Raw genomic sequence first — 23965 nt, 5'->3', positions numbered from 1 at the left:
CTTTTTTGTGGCTATATGCAAAATATACTTTCATTATATGCTTTTCCGTTAGTATTTCCAACATTTTCACAGAATAATACTAAAAACCGGTAAAACCACCAAATAAACTTGAGAAATATACGATAATTTTCGTCATCCAGTTGAAATATAGGAAGATACCCATGACAATCATAACGTATCCTCCAATCTTCATGAATTTCATACTATTTCTTTTAATCCAAGACATTTTCGTAATAAAGAATGATAGTACGAAAAATGGGATAGCAAACCCAAGTATGTATGCTATCATATAAATCATTGCTGATTCTGGATTTGTTGCTGCTAATCCAATGACAGACACTAAAATAGGTCCAGTACAAGGCGTCCACCCTGCAGCAAAGGCCAACCCAATTAGAACGGATCCCAAATAGCCACTCGGACGATTTTTAAACGTAAATTTACGGTCTTGCATTAAAAACTTTGGCTTAAACACACCGACAATAATAAGACCGAACACGATGATAAATATACCACCTAACTGTCTAATTAAATCTTTATAATTTGTAAAGATGCCTCCAATAAAACTTGTACCAAATCCAATTGCAATAAATATAATTGAAAATCCAAGTAAGAAAAACGCTGTATGTATCATACTTCTTTTGCGAAGCATTGCATTTTCTTCTTTCAACTCAGAAACCGACATACCTGTTATGTACGATAAAAATGCCGGATAAAGCGGTAAGCAACATGGGGAAATAAATGATAAAAATCCAGCGCCAAACGCTAAAAAAATACTAATATCTTGCATGATTCCACTCCTCTCCTTACATATTGTAGCAAAAACACATAAAAATACTATGAACAATTCGTGAACTCACTTTAACAACGTGATATTAAGAAAAACTACCCTTACAAACAGTTTCTAATAAAACGTTTTCATTACCTTCTATTATATAGAACAATCTCAATTGGACTATGAAACTTCTCTAATTGTTATTAACATAACAAAGGTAACATAGTTTCTCAAATGATTAGCACACTATAATGGACTACCCTTCTATCTCCCTAAAAAATATTTTTTTCAAATGCTGTCTTTATACAATACGAAGCTAATTTTACAATACTTTTATTATTACTAATTTCAAGATTATGCATAAATATCATACTTTTATTATTATTCTATAAAATGTCACACTTTTCTTTTATTTGACCCTTTATTTTTAATTTTGTATACTTCCCTCTAGTTATATATGTCCGTTAGGAACAATTTCATATAGATGGGAGGAATTTTTCATGCTTCGTTATTCTCTTTTAGTTTTATTAGGAGCGTGTAGTTATGGGATTTTAGCTATTTTCGTTAAACTTGCCTATGCAGAAGGGTTTTCACTTGGAGAGGTAATTGGCAGCCAATATTTGTTCGGTTGGATTATTTTGCTTGCTATTACACTTCTATTTTCTAGACATCGTGTTCCATTAAAACAAGCATTAATTTTATTCGTTGCAGGTACATCTGCAAGTTTTACTGGAATTTTTTATTATGCTTCATTAAAAACTGTACCGGCATCTATTGCAATTATACTTTTATTCCAATTCGTTTGGGTCGGAATTATTATTGAAGCAGTCGCAACAAAAACATTCCCTTCAAGAGAAAAGGTTATTTCCGTTATTTTCTTACTTGCAGGTACATTTTTATCAAGTGGTTTACTAGAAAAGTCAGCAGGTGATTTCGATATGACTGGAATCATACTAGGTTTATTATCTGCTGTTACATTCGCAACATACATTTTCGTGAGCGGAAAAGTTGCTGTTGAAGTGCCTTCATTACCGCGCGGTGTTCTCTTAATGACTGGCGCTTTAACTTTAGTAATGATCGTATTCCCGCCAACATTTATTTTTAGCGGTGCAATTTCTGAAGGACTTTGGAAATACGGTTTAGGATTAGGAACATTTAGTATCGTTATTCCTTCTATCGCCTTTACAATCGGTATTCCAAAGATCGGTTCTGGCTTAGCGACTATTCTTGGTGCAGCAGAACTACCAGTTACAACAATTATGTCTGTATTCGTTTTAAAAGAAGCGGTGCTATCATCACAATGGATCGGTGTATCACTTATTTTAATCGGTATTGCAATCCCGCAAATTGCCTATGCAATGCGTGGACGTTATCGTAAACATCATACACACAAAAAATTGGCAGCATAAAACGAGAGAGGATTTTCATTTGAGAATCCTCTCTTTTCTTATTGTATAATTAATGTAAATACATTAATTAAGAAAGAAGGCATTATACGTGGCAGCAAATCTAGAGCAATTAACTGAGATGCTAATTTCTATTCTTCGAAATTTACATGAGCATCCAGAATTATCATACGTAGAATTTGAAACGACGAAGACTATAAAAAATTGGTTAGAAAAGAAAAACATTACGATTATAAATTCTAGTTTAGAAACAGGCGTTATTGCTGAAATTTCAGGGAATAATAGCGGACCAATTATAGCACTCCGTGCTGATATTGATGCCCTTCCTATTCAAGAAGAAACAAATTTACCGTATGCTTCAAAAATTCCCGGTAAAATGCATGCTTGTGGGCATGATTTTCATACAGCTGCTATTATAGGTGCCGCTTATTTATTAAAAGAAAAAGAATCTTCTCTTGGTGGAACTGTACGCTTTATATTCCAGCCAGCTGAAGAAAGTAGCAATGGTGCTTGCAAAGTAATTGAAGCCGGGCATTTACATGGCGTGCAAGCTATTTTCGGTATGCATAATAAACCTGATTTACCAGTAGGTACAATCGGTATTAAAGATGGTCCACTGATGGCTGGGGTCGATCGATTTGAAATTGAAATTCACGGAGTTGGTACACATGCAGCTGTACCAGATGCTGGGGTAGACCCTATTGTCGCGTCCTCTCAAATCGTGATGGCACTCCAAACAATTGTAAGCCGAAATATAAGCTCTTCACATAATGCCGTCGTCAGTGTCACAAACATCCATTCAGGAAATACGTGGAACGTAATTCCTGAAAAAGCAACGCTGGAAGGAACTGTACGTACATTCCAAATTGAAACACGTGAAAAGATTCCTGCACTAATGAAACGTATTATTCAAGGGGTTTCTGATGCATTAGGTGTAAAAACAGAATTTCGTTTTTATGCAGGTCCTCCTGCTGTTCATAACGATACATCTTTAACAAACTTATCCTCTCAAGTTGCTGAAAAAATGAATTTAAATATCATCTCTCCTACCCCGTCAATGGCCGGAGAAGATTTTTCTTTTTATCAACAAGAAATACCTGGTTCATTCGTTTTTATGGGAACGAGTGGTACACATGAATGGCATCATCCAGCTTTTACAGTAGATGAGCAAGCATTACCTATAAGTGCAGAATACTTCGCTTTGTTAGCTGAAAAAGCACTTAAACACTTTGCATAAAAAAGAGCCGTTAAGAAATACTTAACGGCTCCTTTTTTTAAGTTAAATCACGTTTTAAAAATACTATATAGGAAATGCTTAAAAATACAAATACATATAGTAATAACATACATGAAGCAAACTGGAATGTTACTCCATCAATAAAACTTCCATTCTTTGAAATACTGTATAAATCTGTGTTTGCTGGCAATAAATATTTCGCCCAATCATATCTAGTTGCTGCTAGTAATGCAATATTTCCTGATAAAGCAAGAAATATTGAAATACCAATCGCGCCCCCACTAGATCTTGTTAATACAGAAATCATAAATGCAAACGCTGCGTACACAATGGTCGGCAACCACGATAAAATATAATACTTACTAGCTTCCACAAAAATATTTTGTTTTATAATATTTCCATCTTGGAAAATAAGCTCGCTCCATGCAGGCTGTTGGAATTTATAAATAACAAGTCCACATAAAGTGGAGAAAATCATATTAAATATAAACAATAACGCTGCAAATATCACAATTGCTAAAAATTTAGCTGTCAAAATTTTAAATCGACTCGCTGGTCGTATCGTTAAAAATTTATATGTTCCCCAGCTATATTCATTCGCAAAAATTGTACTTGCATACACGAGGATAAATGGGAGCAATATTGGAAATACGATAAAACCTGTATCTCTCATGAAAGAAAGCGGAGAACTGCTTGCCGGTGCTGTATCTGTATCTAAATGCTTCATCTTAAGCTGATATTCCTTTACAAGCTCGTCCCCAGATCGTTCTGCTAATATAGATTCTTTTTTCATACCTAGCTTTTTCTCTATTTCTACAGTTCGTTCTGTATAATCGGCTTTCCATCCTTTTGTTTCCGGTTCTAAATACTTTACCGTGACCCATCCTAATCCAATTATTAATACTGCAATAACTGCAAAGGGAATAATCGTTCGCTTTCGCTTAAATATTTTATACAGTTCGTTATACACTAAATTAAACAATATCTTTTCCCCCTGTTAATTCTAAAAATTGCTCTTCTAACGTTTTTCTTTCTTCATATACACGATACACTTGAATATTTTTCTCAAGCAATATACGAATAACATTTGGGATTTCTTCATCTTTTACATGAATAAGTAGATCATTACCTTTTATTAAAACATCTTGGTCTAACATTTCTGCTGCTTTATTTGCATCATCTACACGTATACGGATTGTCTCCATCTCTTCGCTTTGATTATGCTGAATATTTTGCGTCGCCACATATTCTCCATGCTGAATAATGATAACTCTATCACACATTAATTCAACTTCTGAAAGTAAGTGACTAGATACAAGTACCGCTTTTCCTTGTTCATGTGCAATTTTCTTTATGTACATTCTCATTTCATGTATTCCACTAGGATCTAATCCATTCGTTGGTTCATCTAATATTAATACATCTGGATCGTGAATAAGCGCTTGAGCAATTCCTAAACGTTGTCTCATGCCGAGTGAATATGCTTTTACTTTTCGGTCAATTACTTGTCCCATCCCTAACAATTTCACTACTTCATCGATACGTTCTTCCGTCACGTTACCATTCATTCGTCCGAAATATGTTAAATTTTCATAGCCGCTCAAAAAAGGATAAAATTCCGGTGTCTCAATTACCGCTCCAATTTTCGCAGCAGTACTTTCAAATTGCTGTTTTACAGATTGACCGTCAATCCAAACTTCACCCTCTGTCATACGAATCATGCCGACCATCATTCTCATTAAAGTCGTTTTTCCAGCACCATTTGGTCCGAGCAAGCCAACTACTTCACCCTTTTTAACTTCGAAACTAATATTTTCTACAAGTGTCTTTGAACCGATTCGCTTCGTTAACCGCTCAACCTTTACAATTGATTGTTCATTTGTCATACTATACAACCTTTCCTTCCCATTCTTTGTCAGGTCTTTACACTGTAACATGATTATTTTTATGTGTAAAATAGGAAAAGGCATGATTTCTCATGCCTTTTCCTTGAATTAAAACGAATTTTCATCTTGTAAACTTTGAACAAATCGAAAACATTGCATCATCGATAATAGGACGATCCCAATCATAATTATACTAACAACTACTATTGCATATATTGTAATCGGTGCACTATTTATCCCTTGTATTCCTGCTATTTTCATAAAGATAATCGTAAATAATTTCAAAAATAACATCCCATTCACTAATCCAAAAACAAACGCTGCTCCATAAATAAATAATTGCTCCTGACATAATAAACATAGTACGTCATTTCTCTTCCTACTCTCTGCTACATAAGATTTAATTTCCTCTTTCCTCACTTGCAGAAGAGAAAACGTTATTTTATATGTAGTAAAAATACAAATAAAAATGAATACAATAAACAGCATGTAAAAGCTCATTTGAAATAAAAGTGTAGTCTCTAATTTCCCAATAGCTCCTTCATTAAATTGGAGCGATATCATAAAAAATAAAATCATAGTACTCATAGCAACCCACATGAATTGCTTCATCCTTTTGGCAGCAAATATTCTTATATTTTTTCTCACTAACTGACATAAAGACATATGTTCTTCCCCTACCTTACTTCATACCATACTCATTCTATACTACTAGTGTATAAAAATATGACATTTTAAACATCGCACTACAATCTGAATTTTTTCTAAGTCTTTAGTCCTAGAAAATAAAATGGAAAATAAATCATATTCAGAATATAATTGTAAAAAGGAGGGGGTTGCATGCGCATAAAATTACTATCAATCTTATTTTTATTATTTCTCACAAGTTGTAGCTCACTTAAAAACAATGAGATCGCCATTGTTGAGCCATACAAATTAACAGAAGAGCAATCTTCTATTTTACAAATGACTCCTTTTCAAGAAGGAGACAGCATGTTTTATAACGTTACCCTAAAAAATGAAAAAGATGAAATACATGCTACAATTGATTATTATCAAAATGGTAAAATAACAAACGTAATTGCGAATATAGCTACCTCCCATTTTCAAAAAAAGAAAGTAAAGCTTTCTTTTTTACCACCTCAATCCCAACTCGATAAAGATGTACAAGTGCAAAAACATTGGTATGTTAATATTGAAGGTAGTTCCATGCTCGCTCCTGAAGAAGCACCTCCAATCATAAATAGCTCTACCTCTACTACTCTTCAATCTGCTATAAACTTAACATACAATCAAAAGACGACTTTAGCGGCTATAATAAAAACGAATAAAGAAACCGTAAGAATTCCAATGCTTGAGGAAAAAACTGCTATTGAACAATTATTACAAGAAAACGAACATGTTTATCTCTTTAGTATAGAACTAAAAAAAGAACACTAAAGCGGAAATGCAATTATATTGCATTTCCGCTTTAGTGTTTAACGAGGTGTACTTTTAGTAAAGAACTAAAAAAAGAACACTAAAGCGGAAATGCATGCATTTCCGCTTTAGTGTTTAACGAGGTGTACTTTTTAACAAATTAATTAATCTCATCCTCAACTTCTATTCTTTTCTTCTCTCTTGCAATTTTCAAAAACTCTAAAAGTTCTGGATTAGTATTCATTTTTTTGTACGCTACTGACATTTCTGCAACAAAATTAGAATCACATAACTCTTTATATACGACTTCGGTTTTATACAATTTATTCGCCGATACAGGTATTACCGTAATTCCGATTCCTGCCGCTACAAGTCCCATAACTGTTTGATATTCCGTTGCTTCTTGTACAATGTGTGGACTAAATCCTACGTCGCGGCAAAGTGATAAAATTGTATCGTATAACGCTGGCCATACCGGTCTCGTAATAAATACGAACGGTTCGTCTCTTAAATCTTCAATATGTATTTCATCCTTTTCAGCAAGTGGATGTGCCTTCGGTAAACATAACGTACAAGAAAGCTTTTGAATTGGTTCTAACTCTAGTAATTGCGTTGGAATTGGCGGACGCAAAAAGCCAATATCAATACGGTTATCGTGAAGTGCATGCACCTGATCCGGTGTTGACAGTTCATGTAATGCAACAGACACTCTCGGAAATTTCTTTCTATACTCCCTTACGATAGATGGTAAAATATCATATATCGCCGCACCTACAAAACCAATTGAAAGTGCGCCCACTTCTCCCCTTTGGGCACTTTGTGCAACTTCTACTGCTTTATCAATTTGTTCGAACGCTTTTTTTACTTCTTTTAAAAACATTTCTCCAGCTTCTGTTAATTCAACTTTTCTCTTCGTTCTTGAAAATAACATAACTCCCATTTCTTTTTCTAATTGCTGAATTTGTTGACTAAGCGGTGGTTGTGTCATTTGTAAACGAGCAGCTGCTCGTCCAAAGTGTAACTCCTCTGCCACTACAACAAAATATTGCAAATGCCGTAATTCCATTTTGGACACCCTTTTCACTTTCAATTAATACATCTAATATATTAATAACATATAATTTATATATTAGACAAATTTTTCGAATGAACGTATAGTAGAAATTGTTAATTCTTTTTTACAATTTTTATGTAAAAAAAGAAAGAGGTGGGTACTGTATGAAATGGTGGAAATTAAGCGGACAAATTTTATTATTATTTTGTTTCGCTTGGACAGGTGAATGGATTGCAAAACAGGCACACCTCCCAGTTCCAGGAAGTATAATCGGTATTTTTTTATTGTTAATTTCATTAAAATTTAACCTAGTGAAAAAAGAGTGGATACAGGACGGAGCAGACTTTTTATTAAAAGAACTTATTTTATTTTTCATTCCTTCTGCAGTCGCTGTCATACGCTACAAAGATACACTATCACAATATGGAATCGATCTCATTTTAATTATTATGATTAGTACACTTTGTGTCACTCTCGCTACAGGACTCCTAACAGAATTGCTACTAAAGCGGAAAGGATCAACACAATGATCGGTTTTCTTTGTTTACTATTAACACTATTCACATATTGGATATCGAAGAAAATGTATCAACGCTGGAATTGGAGCTTACTTTCTCCTCTTCTCGTCTGCCCTATTATTTTAATTGCTTTATTACTCGGACTAGACACACCTTATAAAACCTATGAAACAGGTGGTCAATGGTTAACAGAATTATTAAAGCCTGCAACAGTTGCTTTCGCATGGCCAATCTATAAATACTTTGATTTACTCAAGAAACATGGAATAGCTATTTTACTTAATGTCATTGTCGGTTCATTTTTATCAGTTATTACTTCAGCACTACTAGCTAATTATTTTCAAATTGATTCATCGTTAGAACATAGTTTAGCGCCTCATATTGTAACGACACCAATTGCAATGGCCATTTCAGAAATGATCGGTGGTATGTCACAATTAACAGCTGTATTTGTTGTTTTAACTGCGTTAACAGGAGCATTGCTCGGACCTGCTCTCATACGTATATGCCGTATTAAAACAGCGCTCGCAAAAGGCATTATGTTAGGCACTAGCGCAAATGGAACCGGTACATCAAAAGCATTCGAAATCGGCCCTGTAGAAGGAACCATTGCAAGTTTATCTATGCTTTTAACAGCAGGAGCTAGTTTAGTTATTGTTCCGCTTTTCTTGTCGTGGATACATTGAAAAAGCAAGTGTTTAAACACTCGCTTTTTTATTTATATATTTATTTAAAACCTCATAATCCTCCGGGAAAGATAGCGTTAATTCCTTCATTTCATCTATCCTCTTCCAAGCAATTTCATGTATTAACTCATCAGGATCTTGGATTTTCATACTACCGCCTATTTTTTTAACGACATAATAATGAACGTATACAGGAACCCCGTATGTAATACCCTCTTTTTCGTATATTTTATTTACAACTTCCACATTGTAACCTGTTTCTTCCCAAACTTCTCGAATACAACATTCTTCTAGTGTCTCTCCCTTTTCAAGCCCTCCACTTGGAACAGACCACCTTTTTTCTTCACCCTTTTGCCCTTGCAACACCATTAAAACTTCATTTTTTTCATTTATACATACTGCTGCACAACCTATCCATCTTTCCATATACATCCCTCCCCCTACAAAAATTCACCTTCTTTATCATTTTCTCCTTGAAAAAAGAGGAAAAAAGTAAACTAATGACGAAAAATCACATTAACTTCATAGACAATCCCTTCTTAGAAATTAAAAACGGAAGGATGAAAATATGATTTCTAAATATGTTGTGGAATGTGTCTTTTGTGAAGAAAATCGAAAACCACGCCAAGCTATCGTAACAGTTCCCGCCACTACTCAGCTACTAGCCATTGAAAAAGTTCGTGCGGAATGTAAACGTCGTTTCGGAAAAGCTTTATTATTGCAAACAGAAATTAAAGAAGAAATAACTTTTGAACAAAAAGAAAGCCGACCATAAATTGGTCAGCTTTCTTATCCGATCATATTTTCACATGAAGATTAGGGGCATCCTCTTTAAGGATCGGGATTTTCCCATTATGTACGTTCCATAATGGTCATCGAACAATATATTTCTATGCAATTAATTATTGAATAGAATAGGGCAAAACTTGTTCGCATTTTTAGAAAAGGGATAGGGATATAATTCAAGTAGTACTTCGAATACTCGAACTTTACACTCATTATATTAAAGCAAATCCTTTTATATGGGAAATATGAATTACTTACATAATTCATTCGTAAAACATATTAGTTTGCTATATTATTTTTATTCCATCAATAACATACATCCAGCTACAACTGGTGTCATAATCATTGAAAGCTTCAAAAGCATACGTGGTGCATAATTTGTAAACTTCGCCCCGATATACGCTCCTAACATCGTGCCAATTAATACTTGCAATAACAGTATATAATCTAGGTAGCCTTCTGAACTATATCCTAGCCCACCTCCAATCGCAATCGGCAATATGACAAGCATGGTTGTTCCTACAGATTGCTGGATTGTTAATCCTAATAGAACCATTAATCCAAGTTGAATAAATGGTGCAGAACCAATCCCAAATGAACCAGCCATCATTCCAGTGACTAATCCGAGACATATACATTTCATTATATTGTCTTTCGAAAAATCTTTAATTTCTGCTAAAAGTAGTTCTTCCCTATTTTGAAACTTAATTAATTTAACAAACATAAAAATTGCAGATAAAAATAACATCCCAGCTGTAAACCAATGAAGAAGATGCGGTGGTATAAGTGAACCAAGCTTTGCACCAATATAAGAACCAAGTGCTCCACATCCACCAACAATCCCTCCTATAGTAACTACAACATTTCCTTCACGATAATGACTTATAACCCCAGATAATGTCGTAAATGCCATTGCAGTTAAAGACGTTGCAAGCGCAACATGAATAGGAATGCGGAATACTAAAGTGAGTATTGCGATAATAAAACCAGCTCCCCCTGCTCCAACAAATCCTAATAAAACTCCCATTACTAACATCGTTATAATAATTGCCACAGACTTTCCCTCCAGTAAAGCAATTATCCATCATATTCTTCCTTGTATACAAATAAAAAGCATCCTAGATGGATGCTTTTTATTTCAATAATATGTACTTAATCTTGATTAATCAAAATAACTGCAGGGCCAGCGACTACTACTCCAGCTACTTCTATCTTTTCAAATTCCTTTACTGTAATAGATATAACTCCTTCTCTTTCCATTAATTCTTTACTCAGGACATCAGTCGGGATTGCTTTCACCGTCTTACCTCCTTTTCATTTATACAATATGATACAGTGAAACTTTAATCAGTTGCGATTTGGTCCATTCCGCACTGATTATAATCGGGCTGCTCGTTTATGCACGATAAAAATAACCCAATGCATCTATATATATGCATCACCTCCACTTTCATTCCTTATTCCCTTCAAAACCCTTCTCTCCCTTCCGTAACGTATTGAAAAATAAAAAAGAAGCTATAACATATAGCTTCTTTTTTATTTAATCTCTCTGCACCTTATATTTCAAAACTCTACTATCTTTATCAAATTGTAAAACAAGATGTTCACTATCTATAGGGATAAAGCCACGTTCAGTTCCAAGATAGTACGAAGTGATAACCCCGTTTTCTCCATTTCTCGTTTCAGTAGGCGTTCCTAATAATTGTGTAATTTCTTCATTTGATTTTCCTGTTAATTTATATTTTTGTATTAGATCATCTACCATATGTACCCGTTTATCTTCAGCATGTAACCATCGATCTTGATTAAACTTTGAAGTGTATGTATTCATACTTAATTGTGCAGTACATACTATTAACGGAATAAGTGCTACTATTAACACTCCCGACATTTGCTTCTTTTCTTCATTACGATTTTTAGCAACATATAAGATCCACTTTTGAATCATAACTAATAAAACAAATGGCACGACTATTACAAAAACGCTCGTTACACTTAATGACGTATGAGCCATACCAATAATAAACATAAAAGCAAGATACATTAGTATATACAAACAAATATAAACATACAAAATACCCCTTAATATAGTACTCAGAAAGCCCACCTCTTTTTAATTCATTATATAATTTATTCGATTAATGGTTTCTCGAAGTTTTTCTAACTCTTGATCTGTATATATTACTTTCCCTGTTAAGATCTCATTTCTAAAGAACATTACAATTTGCTCTCTATCTTTTAATCTCGGCGTTTTTTCTTCAGACAGATCTAGCACTTCTTTCCCACTCTCATTATAAAAATATACAATCGGTTTTACGTTTTCCTTTACAATATCAACTTGTATTTCTTTCAAACAATTGTATAGAATATGGGATAGTTTCTTCGCTCTATATACTGGATTCCCTTCATTTTTCACTTGTATCGTTAATGAATCTTCACCTGTAATACATTCAAACGTCTCTTCTTTCTCTACTTCTTGTTGATACTTGCCAATTTCATCAATCATAAATGAATATATACTAGCATTTTCTTTCGTTAAGCCATGAATTAATTTCCCTGTCCATTCTTTCGTCTCAAGTACATACATACCCGTTTTACTTAAGACAAGATGATGAATGCGAAAATCATTTCCTCCGTGCTGACTTTTAATAAAAACATTCGGCATAATATGAAATTCATTGTCTAGTATTATGCCTTGTTCTACGAATCCACGCTTCATATAATGTAATGTTTCGTGTGTATTCACTTCAGCTCCATTTTTCGTATACTCTCGCAAATTTGCAATTAACTTTTGAAACATGTGTATTTCGTTACTATGTTTCTCTTGTATTTCACTTCGTTCTTTACTATGTTGCATAGCTAATTGATTTTTCATCATACGCATATTTTCAAGTTCTCTAGCTGCACTTATTTGTAAATCATTGTATTTCTTCTGTTCCATATTTTTTAATGTATTTTGTTGTTCTTTATGCTCTGTAACCGTAGCTGCAATTTCAGTTTCATACGTTTCAATTGCTTGTTTCTTTTCAAATTCTACTTGCTGACTCTCTGATTCTAGCTGTTTATTTTTATAGAACAGCACGAATACTACAGCTAATAATAATAAAATCACACCTATTAGCACATAATCCATATCCTTACTCCTTTATTCCATTTTCATTTATTTTTATAAACATCCATTATATTATACTATGCTTTCAATATACACTTTGTAAAAATTACATATTTTTAATGAAGAGAGACTTTAATAAGCGATTTTTCTCATTCTCCACTGATTGTTTCATGTTGCCCGCAAATAGCAGCATAAAAGGAATCTCAGGCGAGATACCTTTTACGTGCATTTTATTGTACACCATACTGAATATAACTTGAATCATAGTATATCCAGCCATTTCCACCTAAACCAAGCCAACCATCTTGCTTACACCATACTCTATAAGCCTCACCGCGATGTAACTGTCTTATAACATTTCCATTTAATGATGGAGCATCCCGCAGATTGACATTATCACCAGTAATAGTCGCCACATAATGTTTATACTGAATGTAACTTGGATCATAGTATATCCATTCGTTTCCACCTAAAGCAAGCCAACCATTTTGTTCACTCAAAACTTCATACGATTCTCCTCTATTTAGCTGGCGAATTACACTAGATTGTAAAGATGGTCCACTCCGTAAATTTACATTATCGCCTTTAATTACAGCAACGCCGTAGACTGCAGTAGCAGTACTAGGTGGAGAAACATTTCCATCACCATTTGTTTCATTTCCTTGCAAAGCTTCTAATGAAACCGCTGCTGATACGTCACAGTTTCCTACTACACCTGAAATTTGACCAGAATCTGTGTATTGCTGTCCACTCTGTCCATCCACCAGCATCAGCAGGCGGCGTACTAGAGTATTTAGAAATCCAAAGTGGAATATCACTTAATCCGTTAATTCCAAACTCATTAATATACCAAACTCCTGTATATAACATGACATCTTTTCCAGTAGCCTGTTTCACATAATTTATGAAACTTCTTGCCCAATTAAATATAGCAGTACCAGTTAAATTACTATTACTCGGATCTATCGGTGATTCTAAATCTAAAACTGGTATTAAGTCTGTCTGATTGCTTTGTAATATGTTCACAAAATGTTTCGCTTCTGAAATTGCATCATTTAGTTCTGGATGTGCAAAATGGTATGCACCGATTAATACATTCGCATTTCGCGCTGCTTGTACATTTTGAACCAAAGTAGGATCAAGATTATTCACACCTTCTGTCGCTTTTGCATACGCCGCTGAAATACCCGATCCCTTCACTGCATTCCAATCAATGTTCCCTTCCCAATGAGACACATCGATAAACGTAATATTTGAACTAGATCTATCTTGCATATAAAAGCTCATATCAATTTTTTTCATTTCGTATACATACAATATGTACAACTTTAATAAAGAGTCTCGACGTTTATACTATCGACATTGAGAGCAAACATATTTTATAAACAAAGTAAAAAGGCCTTGTAATTACAAGGCCTTTTGTAAATTCCCTTTATTTTGTAGTAAATACATATTATAATACAACCCTTGCTCACTCAGTAATTCTTGATGTGTTCCTCTTTCTACTATTTCTCCATCATGCATAACAAAAATTTGATCTGCATCTTGAATTGTAGATAATCTGTGTGCAATTGCTATAGTCGTTCTCCCTTTTCGCATTTGCTGTAATGCTGTTTGGATCGCATCTTCTGTTTCTGTATCAATATTAGCTGTTGCTTCATCTAATACTAATACTTTCGGATTCGTTGCTATCGTTCTAGCAAAAGCAATTAATTGTCGTTGACCACTAGAAAATGCAGCTCCTCTTTCTACTACTTCCGTTTCATACTGTTCTGGTAATTTTTCAATAAACGTATTCGCTTGCACAAATTGTGCCGCTTCTTTTACTTCTTCATCCGTAATTTCTTCATTGTACATACGAATATTTTGTTTTACATTTCCCGCAAATAAAAATGCATCTTGCAATACGAGTCCTATTTTCTTTCTAATTTCTCTTTCTTCAAATTTCTCTAAATCTACACCATCTATTACAATATTTCCAGACTTAATATTATAAAATCGCATTAACAAATTCATAATAGTACTTTTTCCGCTACCAGTGTGCCCAACGAAAGCCACTGTTTGCCCTTGTTTCACGTGAAAAGATACATTTTTTAAAACATCACGTTTTCCATCATACGAAAAAGTAACATTTTTAAATTCAATTTCTCCATTAACGACTTGAGGATTTCCATCTCCTTTTTGAACTGGCGCTAAATCTTTCTCATCCATTAAATGAAATACACGTGATGATGAAACAAGTGCCTGTTGGAAAAATGATAATTTCATCATCATCTCATTTACAGGCTGGAAGAAACGATGTATATAGTTAACAAACGCATATAAGACACCTACTTCAACAGGACTCTTCAAAGCATCAATTCCAAATAAACCAAGTACTAACGCAATAGCCACAATATGAACTAAATCAGTTGCTGGACGTAAAAGTAACGCGTCTAATTTTAACGTCCGCCGCCCTGCACTATAATGTTTATTATTCACTTCTTCAAACTCTTTTCTCATACGCTTTTCTTGTCTGAACACTTGAACAATATTCATTCCTTGAATGGACTCATTTAACTTCGCATTTAACACGCTTAATTGATTACGTACTTCTAAATAAAAGGCTGCACTCTTCCGGCGATATAGCACCATAATTGCAAACATTATCGGAATTAATACGAGAGAAAATAGAGCTAGTTTTACATTTAATAAAAACATTGCTACTAAAATACCTATTAAAAAGACTACATTTTTGACAAATGTGGATAATACACTGACATAAAAATCTTTAATTGCTTCCGTATCATTCGTTATGCGCGATACAAGCGTACCAATCGGCGTACGATCAAAGAAACTTAATGACAACTTTTGAACATGATCATATACTTCAACACGCATATCTTGAACAATTTTAAAAGCGATATTTTGAAAATACAATAAGTCTAAATAAGTAAATAATACTTTTAATAAGTGAGCAATAAGATACACTACAAATAGAGTAACAAGTGCTGATTGATCAAAGTTACGTGGTACTAAATGTTCATCAAGAAATTGTTTAATTAAAAAAGGACCCATCATTTCAGTTACAGTTGCACCAACTAAAAAGATAAATGCTAAAGATAGCAACCTTTTATATGGCTTCATATAAGAAAGTAATCTACTTAAATCACTCCGCTTCTTCCCGGTCATCATACGCCTCCTTTCTCGACTAATGCTTCTAACTGCTGGCTCTCGTACATTTCTTTATACCAACCGTTTTCTTCCATTAATTGTTCATGTGTACCTCGTTGTACAATTCTGCCTTCATCCACAACAAGTATAAGATTGGCATGTTGAATTGCACTTAAACGATGAGCAGTAATAATCGTTGTTTTTCCTGCTCTTTCCCTCTTTAATGCATTTAAAATCGTTTCTTCTGTTTTTGCATCTACCGCTGATAAACAATCATCTAAAATTAAAATTTCCGCATTCGTTAATAAAGCACGTGCAATAGAGATTCTCTGTTTTTGGCCTCCAGATAACGAAACGCCTCTTTCTCCTACTACTGTTTCATACCCTTCTGAAAATTGAAGGATATCATCATGAATACAAGCAATCTCTGCAGCGCGGGTTATTTCATTATATGTAGCATCCGCCTTTCCGAAGGCAATATTCTCCCCAATACTCGCTGAAAATAAAAAATGATCTTGCGGCACGTATGAAATGGCAGAACGGACACCGTAAAGTGTTACATCGCGAATATCCCGCTCCCCAACTTTTAATTCACCACTAAAATGATCATACTCACGGATTAAACATTTTAATAAAGTCGTTTTCCCTGCTCCTGTACGTCCGACAACGCCTAGTGTCTCACCCTTCTTCAAATCAAAGTGAACCTCTATTAGCTGTAACCGTTCATTTTTCTTATATGAAAATGAATCGACCGCAAATGTAACATCACCGCTTGCTACTTTATGTACAGCATCTTCTCTATTTACTACATCTGATTTTTGTGAGAGAATTTTTTCTACACGGTCATACGAAGCACGCCCACGCTCCATAATATTAAACAACCATCCAAAGGCTAACATTGGCCAAACGAGGGTACCTAAATACGTTGTAAATGTAACGAGATCACCTACAGTTAATTCACCTCTCACAACTAATAATGACCCGTAACACACTGCAATTAAAAAAGAAAATCCAACGATAAGAGAGATTGTTGGATCAAACAACGAATCAATACGTGCGACTAACATATTTTTATGTACAACATCTTCTGATTTTTTTCGAAATGCTTGTAAATCTTCTTTCTCTTGTCCAAGTGATCGAATTACCTTCATTCCACTCATACTCTCTTGCACTTTATCATTGATTTCTGAAAACGATTGCTGCGCTTTATGAAATCTTTTATGTAATAACGTTCCATAATAATTTGTCGAAATCGCTACAATCGGCATTGGAATTAAGCTTAACAATGTTAACTTCCAACTAATTGTAAAACCCATCGCTACGAGTACACATCCCCCAACCGCTAATGAGTCAACAAGTGTTAAAACACCCGATCCAGCAGTTTGTTGAATCGCCTGAATATCATTAGTCGCATGCGCCATCAAATCACCCGTACGACGTGATTGATAGAAAGATGGGCTCATCCTTGTAAAATGTTCATATAAATTCTTTCGTAATTGACGGGCTAGTTTTAACGAAGATCCAAAAATCATAATACGCCATAAATAACGTAATATGTACATAGTAATCCCTACAACTACTAACAGAATAACCCACTTCAACAATTTTTCAGATGTTAATGTTCCATTATTAATTTCATCTACTACAATACCTAGTACTTTCGGAGCTACAAGTTCAAGAAGCGCGACACCAAATAACATAATAATTCCGATTATGTACGCTCGTTTTTCTTGTTTAAAAAACCACGCTAAATTAATAAATACCTTCATTTTTATCCTCCTCCCTTAAAATGAGCGATGTTTTCAGTTTACCAAAAATACTGAATTTTTAAAAGTTTTAAACTGCATAACTAACAAAAAGAAAAGACACTCTTAGCGAGTGTCTTTTAGCGCTTATTTCGTTTGTTGCTTATTCATCGCGCTCATCATTTGATTGATTTTCTTTTGGGAAGGTTTTTGTCCCATTTGCATCATCATCATTTTTAACATTTGTTCATTAATTGGTGGATTTTTTTCTAAGTAGTTCATCATGTATTTGCGGGCAATGAAAAATCCTAACGCCACGCCTGCTACTAGTGCTACTACGCCCACTAGAATACCTAACCAAATTGGCATATATTTTCCTCCTTCATGTTGTCTACCTTACAGTGTACTAAAACCTTTTCAATAAGACAAGATACAATTCGACATTTTTTACACATATGTTCGTACTTGTTTTAGAGGATTCAGCCATCCGTACTTTGTATTTTCATAATCCATAGCTAAAAATGTTAATTCACACTTTCTTAACACCTCAAAGAAAGTCGTTTCCATAGAAACGTTTCCAGAGGTGTTCATGCGAATATAGTGCGGTTTCACCATTATTTCGCCGTATTCCGCTCCTGTATAAAGTGTATGTGTATGATGTGTTCGATCATATTTACCAAGAACACGCAAAGCTTGTTCTAATTTATGGTGAATTTTCATTACTTGTAATGGCATCGTTATATACATCATTTGTTTATATAACACTTTTTTCTCCGAAAGGGACCCAGATTCTGAAAATCTAGCAAATAAATCAAAAAACAAATATTCACGACCAAAGTAAGCTTTCGCAATATCCTCTTGAATTAAATACAATTCATACGTTTTCATCTTTCGCCTCCCAATCTGGACAACCTTTTCCCTTCATTATATAGAAGAAATTTTGCAATGATTGTCTGACTGCGGAGAGATAAAAAACTTTTTCTGTCGAAAAAACTCATTTACATAGAAAAATCTCTCCATGCCGGAGAGATTTTTCTAAAATCATTAAAGCATTTCTTTTACTTTACGAACAACGTTCTCTACAGTAAATCCATACTCTTCCATAATCTTCTCACCAGGAGCAGAAGCACCGAATGTATCGATACCTAACACATCTCCGTCAAGACCTACGTAACGGTGCCATCCGAATGTAGCACCCATTTCGATTGCGAAACGTTTTGTTACTGCTTTTGGTAATACAGATTCTTTGTACTCAGCTGTTTGAGCTTCAAAGCGATCCATAGATGGCATGCTGACAACAGCTGCGTCAACGCCGTCTACTGCTAACGCTTTTTGCGCTTCAACAGCTAGACTTACTTCAGATCCAGATGCAAGTAAGATTACATCAGCTGTTTCTTTCTTGCTTGCAGAAACTACATATGCACCTTTTGCTACTTTTTCATACGTATCTTCTTTTGCACCTTCTAATGTTGGAAGGTCTTGACGAGTTAATACTAAAGCAGTTGGTTTGTTTGTAGATTCTAGAGCTAGTCTCCAAGCTGCAACAGATTCGTTACCATCAGCTGGACGAATAACAGATACATTTGGCATTGCACGTAGCGCTGCTAATTGCTCGATTGGTTCATGTGTTGGACCATCTTCACCAACAGCGATACTGTCGTGTGTGAATACATACGTTACTGGCAATTGCATTAATGCTGCAAGACGAATTGCTGGACGTAAGTAGTCAGAGAATACGAAGAACGTACCACCGTAAGTTTTTAAACCGCCATGTAGTGCAATACCGTTCATTGCTGCACCCATTGCGAACTCACGTACACCGTACCAAATGTTTTTTCCGCTGTAATCATCTCTTGTAAAGTCTTTTTCGTTATTCATGTATGTTTTGTTAGAACCAGCAAGGTCAGCAGATCCACCGAAGAATGATGGTACAGACTCTGCAATTGCATTAATTACAGCACCTGAAGAATTACGAGTTGCTGCTTTTGATCCTAATTCATAAGTTGGTAAGTTTTGCTCCCAACCTTCTGGAAGAAGACCATTCATTGCCGCTTGTAATTCGTTTGCTAATTCTGGGTATGCTTGTGCATATTCACCTAGCATAGTGTTCCAGGCTGCTTGCGCAGTTTCACCAACATCTTGTACAGTTTTACGGAAGTTGTCATATACTTCTTCTGCTACATGGAAGTCTTGCTCAGCAGTCCAAGCATATGCTTCTTTCGTTAATTTTGTTTCGTCTACACCAAGTGGAGAACCATGTGAAGCTGATTTTCCTGATTTGTTTGGAGAACCGAAACCAATTGTCGTTCTTACTTCAATTAGCGTTGGGCGTTTTTCGTCAGCTTTCGCTTCTTCGATTGCTTTCGCGATAGCTTCAATATCGTTTCCATCCTCAACACGGATTACTTGCCATCCGTATGCTTTGTAACGATCTTCTACACTTTCAGAGAATGAACGATTTAAATCGCCATCTAATGAAATATCGTTTGAATCATAAAGCACAACAAGACGACCTAATTGTAAATGAGCAGCTAATGAAGATGCTTCAGCAGAAACGCCTTCCATTAAATCTCCATCACCACAAATAGCGTATGTATGATGATCTACTACATTATACGCATCACGGTTATATTTAGCCGCTAAATGTCTTTCAGCCATTGCCATACCTACAGCAGTTGCAATACCTTGTCCAAGTGGACCAGTAGTTGCGTCTACACCTGCTGTATGACCGTACTCAGGATGTCCTGGAGTTTTGCTTCCCCATTGACGGAAGTTCTTTAAGTCATCCATTGTTAGATCATAACCAGATAGGTGAAGTAGGCTGTATAGTAACATTGAACCATGACCTGCAGATAATACGAAACGATCACGGTTAAACCACGTTGGGTTATTTGGATTGTGTTTCATAAATTGAGTCCATAATGTATAAGCCATTGGTGCTGCACCCATTGGCATTCCTGGGTGACCAGAGTTTGCTTTTTCAATCGCATCGATGGATAATGTGCGAATCGTGTTGATAGAAAGTTGTTCGATTGAATGTGACATGCTATTCTTCCCTTCGCTTATATTAGTAAACGTTTTATACATTTATATGATAGCTTCCCACGCAAGATTATACAACATGTATCGACAAATATGTTGATATTTTTTTGGTTTTTCATAAAAAAATCAATGATTTCGGGAATGTATGGGTATTCAATATGACATACTTTTTCATTATTTTTATTTTAAAAAGAAAGGGAATTATCTGTATATTTATTCATCATTTTCAAATTCCATAATGCAAAATATATCCTTCCCCATTTTTCACTCTGCAAAGCAAACGAATAAAAGAATTTAAATCTTGGCATAATTTATCTCGATCAAATACGTATCTTTCATATTCTCCATCAGTATTATTATCATTTTCCCATTGAAACTGCCCTGTCAGTTCGATTGTTTCTGGCGCTAGAGAAAACATGTTAACTAGCGAACAAAATAACTGTTCTGCTATCACTGCCCCTTGCTGTTCTATTTTCGTAATACCATAATAGTGAATTCCAAATCCTTCTGCTCTTTTCGCTGGATAATAGGTCGGAATCCAATGGGTAAAATCTAATAGATATACGATTAGCTCATCACTTAATACAACACACTCATCTATCGTTGCCTCTTCTTTATATAGAAAACAAAGTTCAATCCAATCTATACCTATAAAATCCAACCTTTTTTCTTCATTCGAAACAAATACAAACTCGTGCTGTAAAGCCAAATTATTCCCCCTATTGCTCACATTTATTATTCTTATTATATAAAAAAGCACCTTTTATAGGTGCTTAAAATAAATTATACAATTTTCTTCCGTATCGAACTTGAAATAAAATCAATGATAATTACCATTAAAATAATACCCAATAAAATAATCCCCACACGAGACCAATTGCGTGAACTCAGTGCAAAAATTAGAGGCGTACCAATCCCACCTGCTCCAATAACACCTAAAATAGCAGCGGATCGTACATTAATTTCGAACCTGTATAACGTATACGATAGAAAATCCGGTAATACTTGTGGCAATACTGCATACCAAAGTATTTGAAAGCGATTCGCACCTGTAGCTATTAACGCTTCCGTCGGTCCTTTATCTATATTTTCAATTCCTTCTGAATATAATTTCCCTAACATTCCGATAGAGTGTAATCCTAAAGCTAGAACTCCGGCAAAGGAGCCTGGTCCAACAGCTTTTATAAATAAAAGAGCCATAACTAATTCAGGAAATGTACGAACAAAACTAAGTACAAATTTCCCAGTTCCTGCCGTTAATTTTCTACTGCTCATATTCGTTGCCGCCCAAAAAGCGAATGGAACAGATAAAAAGGCAGAAATAAATGTACCTAATATCGCAATTGCCAACGTATCAATTAAGCCATGTAATAAATCTTCACCATCTGACAAAGATACATACGACCAATCTGGATTCAATACACCTGTCATAATTGCTTTTGTAATTTCTCCTGCCGTATCCTTTATTCCGATACGATAAACTTAACTAAATCTATACAATTCAATCAAATTTACACAAGTTAGTGCTTCATCGTGTTCTCGCAACCCCGAAGGGACGAGGGGTATAACACTCCACACGAGGCAGTATCGTTACCTCCTATTATCAAGCTTTTATTTTACCCATCTTGATAAATTTATCGCAGCATTTACATCCCTATCGTGATGGCTATTGCATGGAACACAACGCCACTCACGTATTTTTAAACTCCACTGTCCTTCTGGTTGAACTGAATGGTCGTATTTAACTCCGCAACATGAGCAAATCTGGCTTGAGGCGAACCATTTATCAGCTTTTACATACGCAATGCCATACTTCTCGCACTTGTATGATAAACATTGAAAGAAGAAGTTTAATTTTTGAAATGAAAATGCTTTCGATAGTTTTTTGTTTTTTAACAGGTTTGAGATAGATAAGTCTTCCACAACAATCCTCATTGGTTTGGTTTTCACTAATTTAGCTGTTGCTTGATGGATATGGTTATTTCGGATATTCATAATTTTCCTAGATAACCGCAGGTGCTCAGTTTTAGCTTTTTCATATCCGGCAGATTGAATTTTTACACCTTTTTTAAATCTTCTAGACATATCTCTTTGTGCTGACTTTTTCCTTTTCAAAAGTTTTTTAACCTTGGCATCTTTGTTTATATTTCGTTCTTTCGTACCATTAGAAGCCACAAACAGCTCTTTTAAACCAACATCCACACCAATCGACTCATCGGTTAATTCTTGTGCTTCAAAGGATTCTTTGAACCCTACACTAATCCACCAGTGACGACCATCAAAGGTAACTCTTGGATTTGATGTTTTTTTGTTTCTTGGTAGTTATTGGCTTGTTTTCGCTTCTCCAATGGACTGAATATGAACTACTTTCTCTCTTATAATCAGTCTTTCATAATTGGCATAAAATCCTTGGATTAAATCTTTTTTGGATTTATAAGAAGTGTGATAACCATTTTGGTACTTTTCAAACGAATTTTTCCTCGCCTTGTCAAAATCTTTTGAAGCCTGTTTGGGAACTTGTGCATTAATGTCATTTAACCACTCATATCTCTTTCGCTTCTTGATCTTTGTAAATCGTTTCTGTAAAGCTAACTGTGAAACAGGTTTTCCAAATAGCTTATAGTATCTATCACTCATTCTTTTACAATAGTTATAAGCGAATCTTGCAGCACCAGCATGGTTTCTAAGCATTTTTTCTTGTTCAGGCGTTGGAATCAGTCTGACTTTCTTCGCCAATATCATCAGAATGTAACTCCTTTAATGGAAGATTTGTTCTTCTGAATCGTAGCGTGTTCCACCAGCATTCTCCTAAGACTACTAGGATACAAACCTGTTAATTCCGATACTTGACTAACTCGTGAAAATTTCATTATTATTCTCACCTCATTGAATTTACCATAATGCATAGATTCGGTAGATTCAATGAGACTTGATAGATTTAATTAAATTTATCTCGTTCAACTAGGGGCGCAATTCCTTAGCCAGTTCTCTTATGAACTTCTCATGTTTTCACATGAGCGCAGACTATATGTTTATCTCTTTAGAGATAGAGGATTTTTCCATCACCATAGGCTTGTGATGTACTCTCGTCAGTTATACGAGATAGTCGTTGAACGTTCATCTTATCCATTTTGACTTAGATGATTCGA

At 34.9% G+C, this 23965-nt stretch carries 22 protein-coding genes and 4 pseudogenes; 6 read left to right on the top strand and 20 right to left on the bottom strand.

Translation table 11 applies throughout. The annotated features are described in order from the left end of the window. Window positions 1-79: 79 nt before the first annotated feature. Window positions 80-787 (bottom strand): cytochrome c-type biogenesis protein CcdA, encoded by a 708-nt coding sequence (gene ccdA, locus DN389_RS20155; protein ID WP_001152685.1) that lies wholly within the window; start codon window positions 785-787, stop codon window positions 80-82. A gap of 16 nt (window positions 788-803) precedes the next feature. After that, a pseudogene (locus DN389_RS29200) lies at window positions 804-947 on the bottom strand (peptidase T). A gap of 325 nt (window positions 948-1272) precedes the next feature. Between DN389_RS29200 and DN389_RS20145 the strand changes: the two are divergent. After that, window positions 1273-2181 carry an EamA family transporter gene (locus tag DN389_RS20145; protein WP_088122899.1) on the top strand — a complete coding sequence of 303 codons (909 nt, stop codon included), beginning with the start codon at window positions 1273-1275 and terminating at the stop codon, window positions 2179-2181. 88 nt (window positions 2182-2269) lie between these two features. Then, a complete protein-coding gene (locus tag DN389_RS20140) occupies window positions 2270-3415 on the top strand; it encodes a M20 peptidase aminoacylase family protein (protein WP_149237514.1) in 1146 nt (381 codons plus the stop codon). Window positions 3416-3452: 37 nt separating this feature from the next. On the opposite strand, the gene DN389_RS20135 is transcribed toward DN389_RS20140, so the two are convergent. The 3 genes from DN389_RS20135 to DN389_RS20125 form a co-directional block, all read right to left on the bottom strand. Further along, window positions 3453-4397: an ABC transporter permease gene (locus DN389_RS20135; RefSeq protein WP_149237513.1), complete on the bottom strand. Its 945-nt coding sequence runs from the start codon at window positions 4395-4397 to the stop codon at window positions 3453-3455. Then, window positions 4390-5301 (bottom strand): ABC transporter ATP-binding protein, encoded by a 912-nt coding sequence (locus tag DN389_RS20130; RefSeq protein ID WP_046954535.1) that lies wholly within the window; start codon window positions 5299-5301, stop codon window positions 4390-4392. The genes DN389_RS20135 and DN389_RS20130 overlap by 8 nt, the downstream gene beginning before the upstream one ends. A 108-nt stretch (window positions 5302-5409) precedes the next feature. Further along, window positions 5410-5967 (bottom strand): ABC transporter permease, encoded by a 558-nt coding sequence (locus DN389_RS20125; RefSeq protein ID WP_149237512.1) that lies wholly within the window; start codon window positions 5965-5967, stop codon window positions 5410-5412. A 174-nt stretch (window positions 5968-6141) separates the two neighbouring features. Here DN389_RS20125 and DN389_RS20120 point away from each other — a divergent pair, with 174 nt between their 5' ends. After that, a complete protein-coding gene (locus DN389_RS20120; protein WP_149237511.1) occupies window positions 6142-6741 on the top strand; it encodes a histidine kinase in 600 nt (199 codons plus the stop codon). 139 nt (window positions 6742-6880) lie between these two features. Here DN389_RS20120 and alsR read toward each other — a convergent pair whose 3' ends face one another. After that, window positions 6881-7786, bottom strand: a complete 906-nt coding sequence (gene alsR / locus DN389_RS20115; RefSeq protein WP_149237510.1) for an acetoin biosynthesis transcriptional regulator AlsR — start codon at window positions 7784-7786, stop codon at window positions 6881-6883. Window positions 7787-7938: 152 nt separating this feature from the next. On the opposite strand from alsR, the gene DN389_RS20110 reads away from it, so the two are divergent. After that, the gene (locus DN389_RS20110; RefSeq protein WP_000872362.1) at window positions 7939-8304 is read left to right on the top strand and encodes a CidA/LrgA family holin-like protein; all 366 of its coding nucleotides are present in this window, start codon (window positions 7939-7941) and stop codon (window positions 8302-8304) included. Continuing rightward, a complete protein-coding gene (locus DN389_RS20105; protein WP_098189478.1) occupies window positions 8301-8978 on the top strand; it encodes an LrgB family protein in 678 nt (225 codons plus the stop codon). Before DN389_RS20110 ends, DN389_RS20105 begins: the two co-directional genes overlap by 4 nt. A gap of 12 nt (window positions 8979-8990) precedes the next feature. Here the strand turns inward: DN389_RS20105 and DN389_RS20100 are convergent, their stop codons facing one another. Beyond that, entirely contained in the window at window positions 8991-9404 is a 414-nt protein-coding gene (locus tag DN389_RS20100) for an NUDIX hydrolase (protein WP_000442959.1), read from the bottom strand. Window positions 9405-9546: 142 nt separating this feature from the next. Between DN389_RS20100 and DN389_RS20095 the strand changes: the two genes are divergently transcribed. Next, window positions 9547-9753, top strand: coding sequence for a DUF3903 domain-containing protein (locus tag DN389_RS20095; protein ID WP_000624203.1), 207 nt, complete (start codon window positions 9547-9549; stop codon window positions 9751-9753). A 309-nt stretch (window positions 9754-10062) separates the two neighbouring features. Here the strand turns inward: DN389_RS20095 and DN389_RS20090 are convergent, their stop codons facing one another. From DN389_RS20090 to DN389_RS28495, 13 genes and pseudogenes are all read right to left on the bottom strand, one after another. After that, entirely contained in the window at window positions 10063-10818 is a 756-nt protein-coding gene (locus DN389_RS20090) for a sulfite exporter TauE/SafE family protein (RefSeq protein ID WP_000974679.1), read from the bottom strand. A 98-nt stretch (window positions 10819-10916) separates the two neighbouring features. Beyond that, on the bottom strand, window positions 10917-11063 hold the full coding sequence (locus tag DN389_RS20085; protein WP_000644411.1) for a BC1881 family protein: 147 nt from the start codon (window positions 11061-11063) through the stop codon (window positions 10917-10919). Window positions 11064-11304: 241 nt separating this feature from the next. After that, window positions 11305-11871 carry a hypothetical protein gene (locus DN389_RS20080; protein WP_080345009.1) on the bottom strand — a complete coding sequence of 189 codons (567 nt, stop codon included), beginning with the start codon at window positions 11869-11871 and terminating at the stop codon, window positions 11305-11307. Window positions 11872-11877: 6 nt separating this feature from the next. Continuing rightward, the gene (locus tag DN389_RS20075) at window positions 11878-12897 is read right to left on the bottom strand and encodes a nuclease-related domain-containing protein (protein ID WP_088122904.1); all 1020 of its coding nucleotides are present in this window, start codon (window positions 12895-12897) and stop codon (window positions 11878-11880) included. Between the two features lie 209 nt (window positions 12898-13106). Then, window positions 13107-14151, bottom strand: a pseudogene (locus DN389_RS20070) (GH25 family lysozyme). Between the two features lie 132 nt (window positions 14152-14283). Beyond that, window positions 14284-16047, bottom strand: a complete 1764-nt coding sequence (locus tag DN389_RS20065) for an ABC transporter ATP-binding protein (RefSeq protein ID WP_046957700.1) — start codon at window positions 16045-16047, stop codon at window positions 14284-14286. Further along, complete coding sequence (locus DN389_RS20060) at window positions 16047-17798, bottom strand: ABC transporter ATP-binding protein (protein ID WP_149237509.1); 1752 nt, start codon at window positions 17796-17798, stop codon at window positions 16047-16049. Before DN389_RS20060 ends, DN389_RS20065 begins: the two co-directional genes overlap by 1 nt. Window positions 17799-17921: 123 nt before the next feature. Then, complete coding sequence (locus DN389_RS20055) at window positions 17922-18143, bottom strand: YneF family protein (RefSeq protein ID WP_001123315.1); 222 nt, start codon at window positions 18141-18143, stop codon at window positions 17922-17924. A gap of 78 nt (window positions 18144-18221) precedes the next feature. Continuing rightward, window positions 18222-18662, bottom strand: a complete 441-nt coding sequence (sirA, locus tag DN389_RS20050) for a sporulation inhibitor of replication protein SirA (RefSeq protein WP_000860645.1) — start codon at window positions 18660-18662, stop codon at window positions 18222-18224. Between the two features lie 156 nt (window positions 18663-18818). Further along, a complete protein-coding gene (gene tkt / locus DN389_RS20045; protein WP_000019750.1) occupies window positions 18819-20819 on the bottom strand; it encodes a transketolase in 2001 nt (666 codons plus the stop codon). A gap of 223 nt (window positions 20820-21042) precedes the next feature. Then, window positions 21043-21525, bottom strand: a complete 483-nt coding sequence (locus DN389_RS20040) for a hypothetical protein (RefSeq protein WP_060487430.1) — start codon at window positions 21523-21525, stop codon at window positions 21043-21045. Between the two features lie 74 nt (window positions 21526-21599). Then, window positions 21600-22286: pseudogene (gene phnE / locus DN389_RS20035) on the bottom strand (phosphonate ABC transporter, permease protein PhnE); the annotation flags it as partial. A gap of 141 nt (window positions 22287-22427) precedes the next feature. Then, window positions 22428-23558: pseudogene (locus DN389_RS28495) on the bottom strand (RNA-guided endonuclease InsQ/TnpB family protein). Window positions 23559-23965: the final 407 nt, after the last annotated feature.

The organism is Bacillus sp. AY3-1 (genome assembly GCF_008368785.1).
Taxonomy (GTDB): Bacteria; Bacillota; Bacilli; order Bacillales; family Bacillaceae_G; genus Bacillus_A; species Bacillus_A wiedmannii.
The sequence above is the reverse complement of the archived record's forward strand: the minus strand, read 5'-3'. Positions and strand labels throughout refer to the sequence as shown.

Excerpts from the sequence above, each read along its gene's own strand:
- tkt (WP_000019750.1), bottom strand. The coding sequence starts at position 20,819 with ATGTCACATTCAATCGAACAACTTTCTATCAACACGATTCGCACATTA.
- DN389_RS20095 (WP_000624203.1), top strand. The coding sequence starts at position 9,547 with ATGATTTCTAAATATGTTGTGGAATGTGTCTTTTGTGAAGAAAATCGA.
- DN389_RS20120 (WP_149237511.1), top strand. The coding sequence starts at position 6,142 with ATGCGCATAAAATTACTATCAATCTTATTTTTATTATTTCTCACAAGT.
- alsR (WP_149237510.1), bottom strand. The coding sequence starts at position 7,786 with ATGGAATTACGGCATTTGCAATATTTTGTTGTAGTGGCAGAGGAGTTA.
- DN389_RS20110 (WP_000872362.1), top strand. The coding sequence starts at position 7,939 with ATGAAATGGTGGAAATTAAGCGGACAAATTTTATTATTATTTTGTTTC.
- DN389_RS20100 (WP_000442959.1), bottom strand. The coding sequence starts at position 9,404 with ATGGAAAGATGGATAGGTTGTGCAGCAGTATGTATAAATGAAAAAAAT.
- DN389_RS20125 (WP_149237512.1), bottom strand. The coding sequence starts at position 5,967 with ATGTCTTTATGTCAGTTAGTGAGAAAAAATATAAGAATATTTGCTGCC.
- DN389_RS20145 (WP_088122899.1), top strand. The coding sequence starts at position 1,273 with ATGCTTCGTTATTCTCTTTTAGTTTTATTAGGAGCGTGTAGTTATGGG.
- DN389_RS20065 (WP_046957700.1), bottom strand. The coding sequence starts at position 16,047 with ATGACCGGGAAGAAGCGGAGTGATTTAAGTAGATTACTTTCTTATATG.
- ccdA (WP_001152685.1), bottom strand. The coding sequence starts at position 787 with ATGCAAGATATTAGTATTTTTTTAGCGTTTGGCGCTGGATTTTTATCA.
- DN389_RS20055 (WP_001123315.1), bottom strand. The coding sequence starts at position 18,143 with ATGCCAATTTGGTTAGGTATTCTAGTGGGCGTAGTAGCACTAGTAGCA.
- DN389_RS20105 (WP_098189478.1), top strand. The coding sequence starts at position 8,301 with ATGATCGGTTTTCTTTGTTTACTATTAACACTATTCACATATTGGATA.
- sirA (WP_000860645.1), bottom strand. The coding sequence starts at position 18,662 with ATGAAAACGTATGAATTGTATTTAATTCAAGAGGATATTGCGAAAGCT.
- DN389_RS20075 (WP_088122904.1), bottom strand. The coding sequence starts at position 12,897 with ATGGATTATGTGCTAATAGGTGTGATTTTATTATTATTAGCTGTAGTA.
- DN389_RS20060 (WP_149237509.1), bottom strand. The coding sequence starts at position 17,798 with ATGAAGGTATTTATTAATTTAGCGTGGTTTTTTAAACAAGAAAAACGA.
- DN389_RS20130 (WP_046954535.1), bottom strand. The coding sequence starts at position 5,301 with ATGACAAATGAACAATCAATTGTAAAGGTTGAGCGGTTAACGAAGCGA.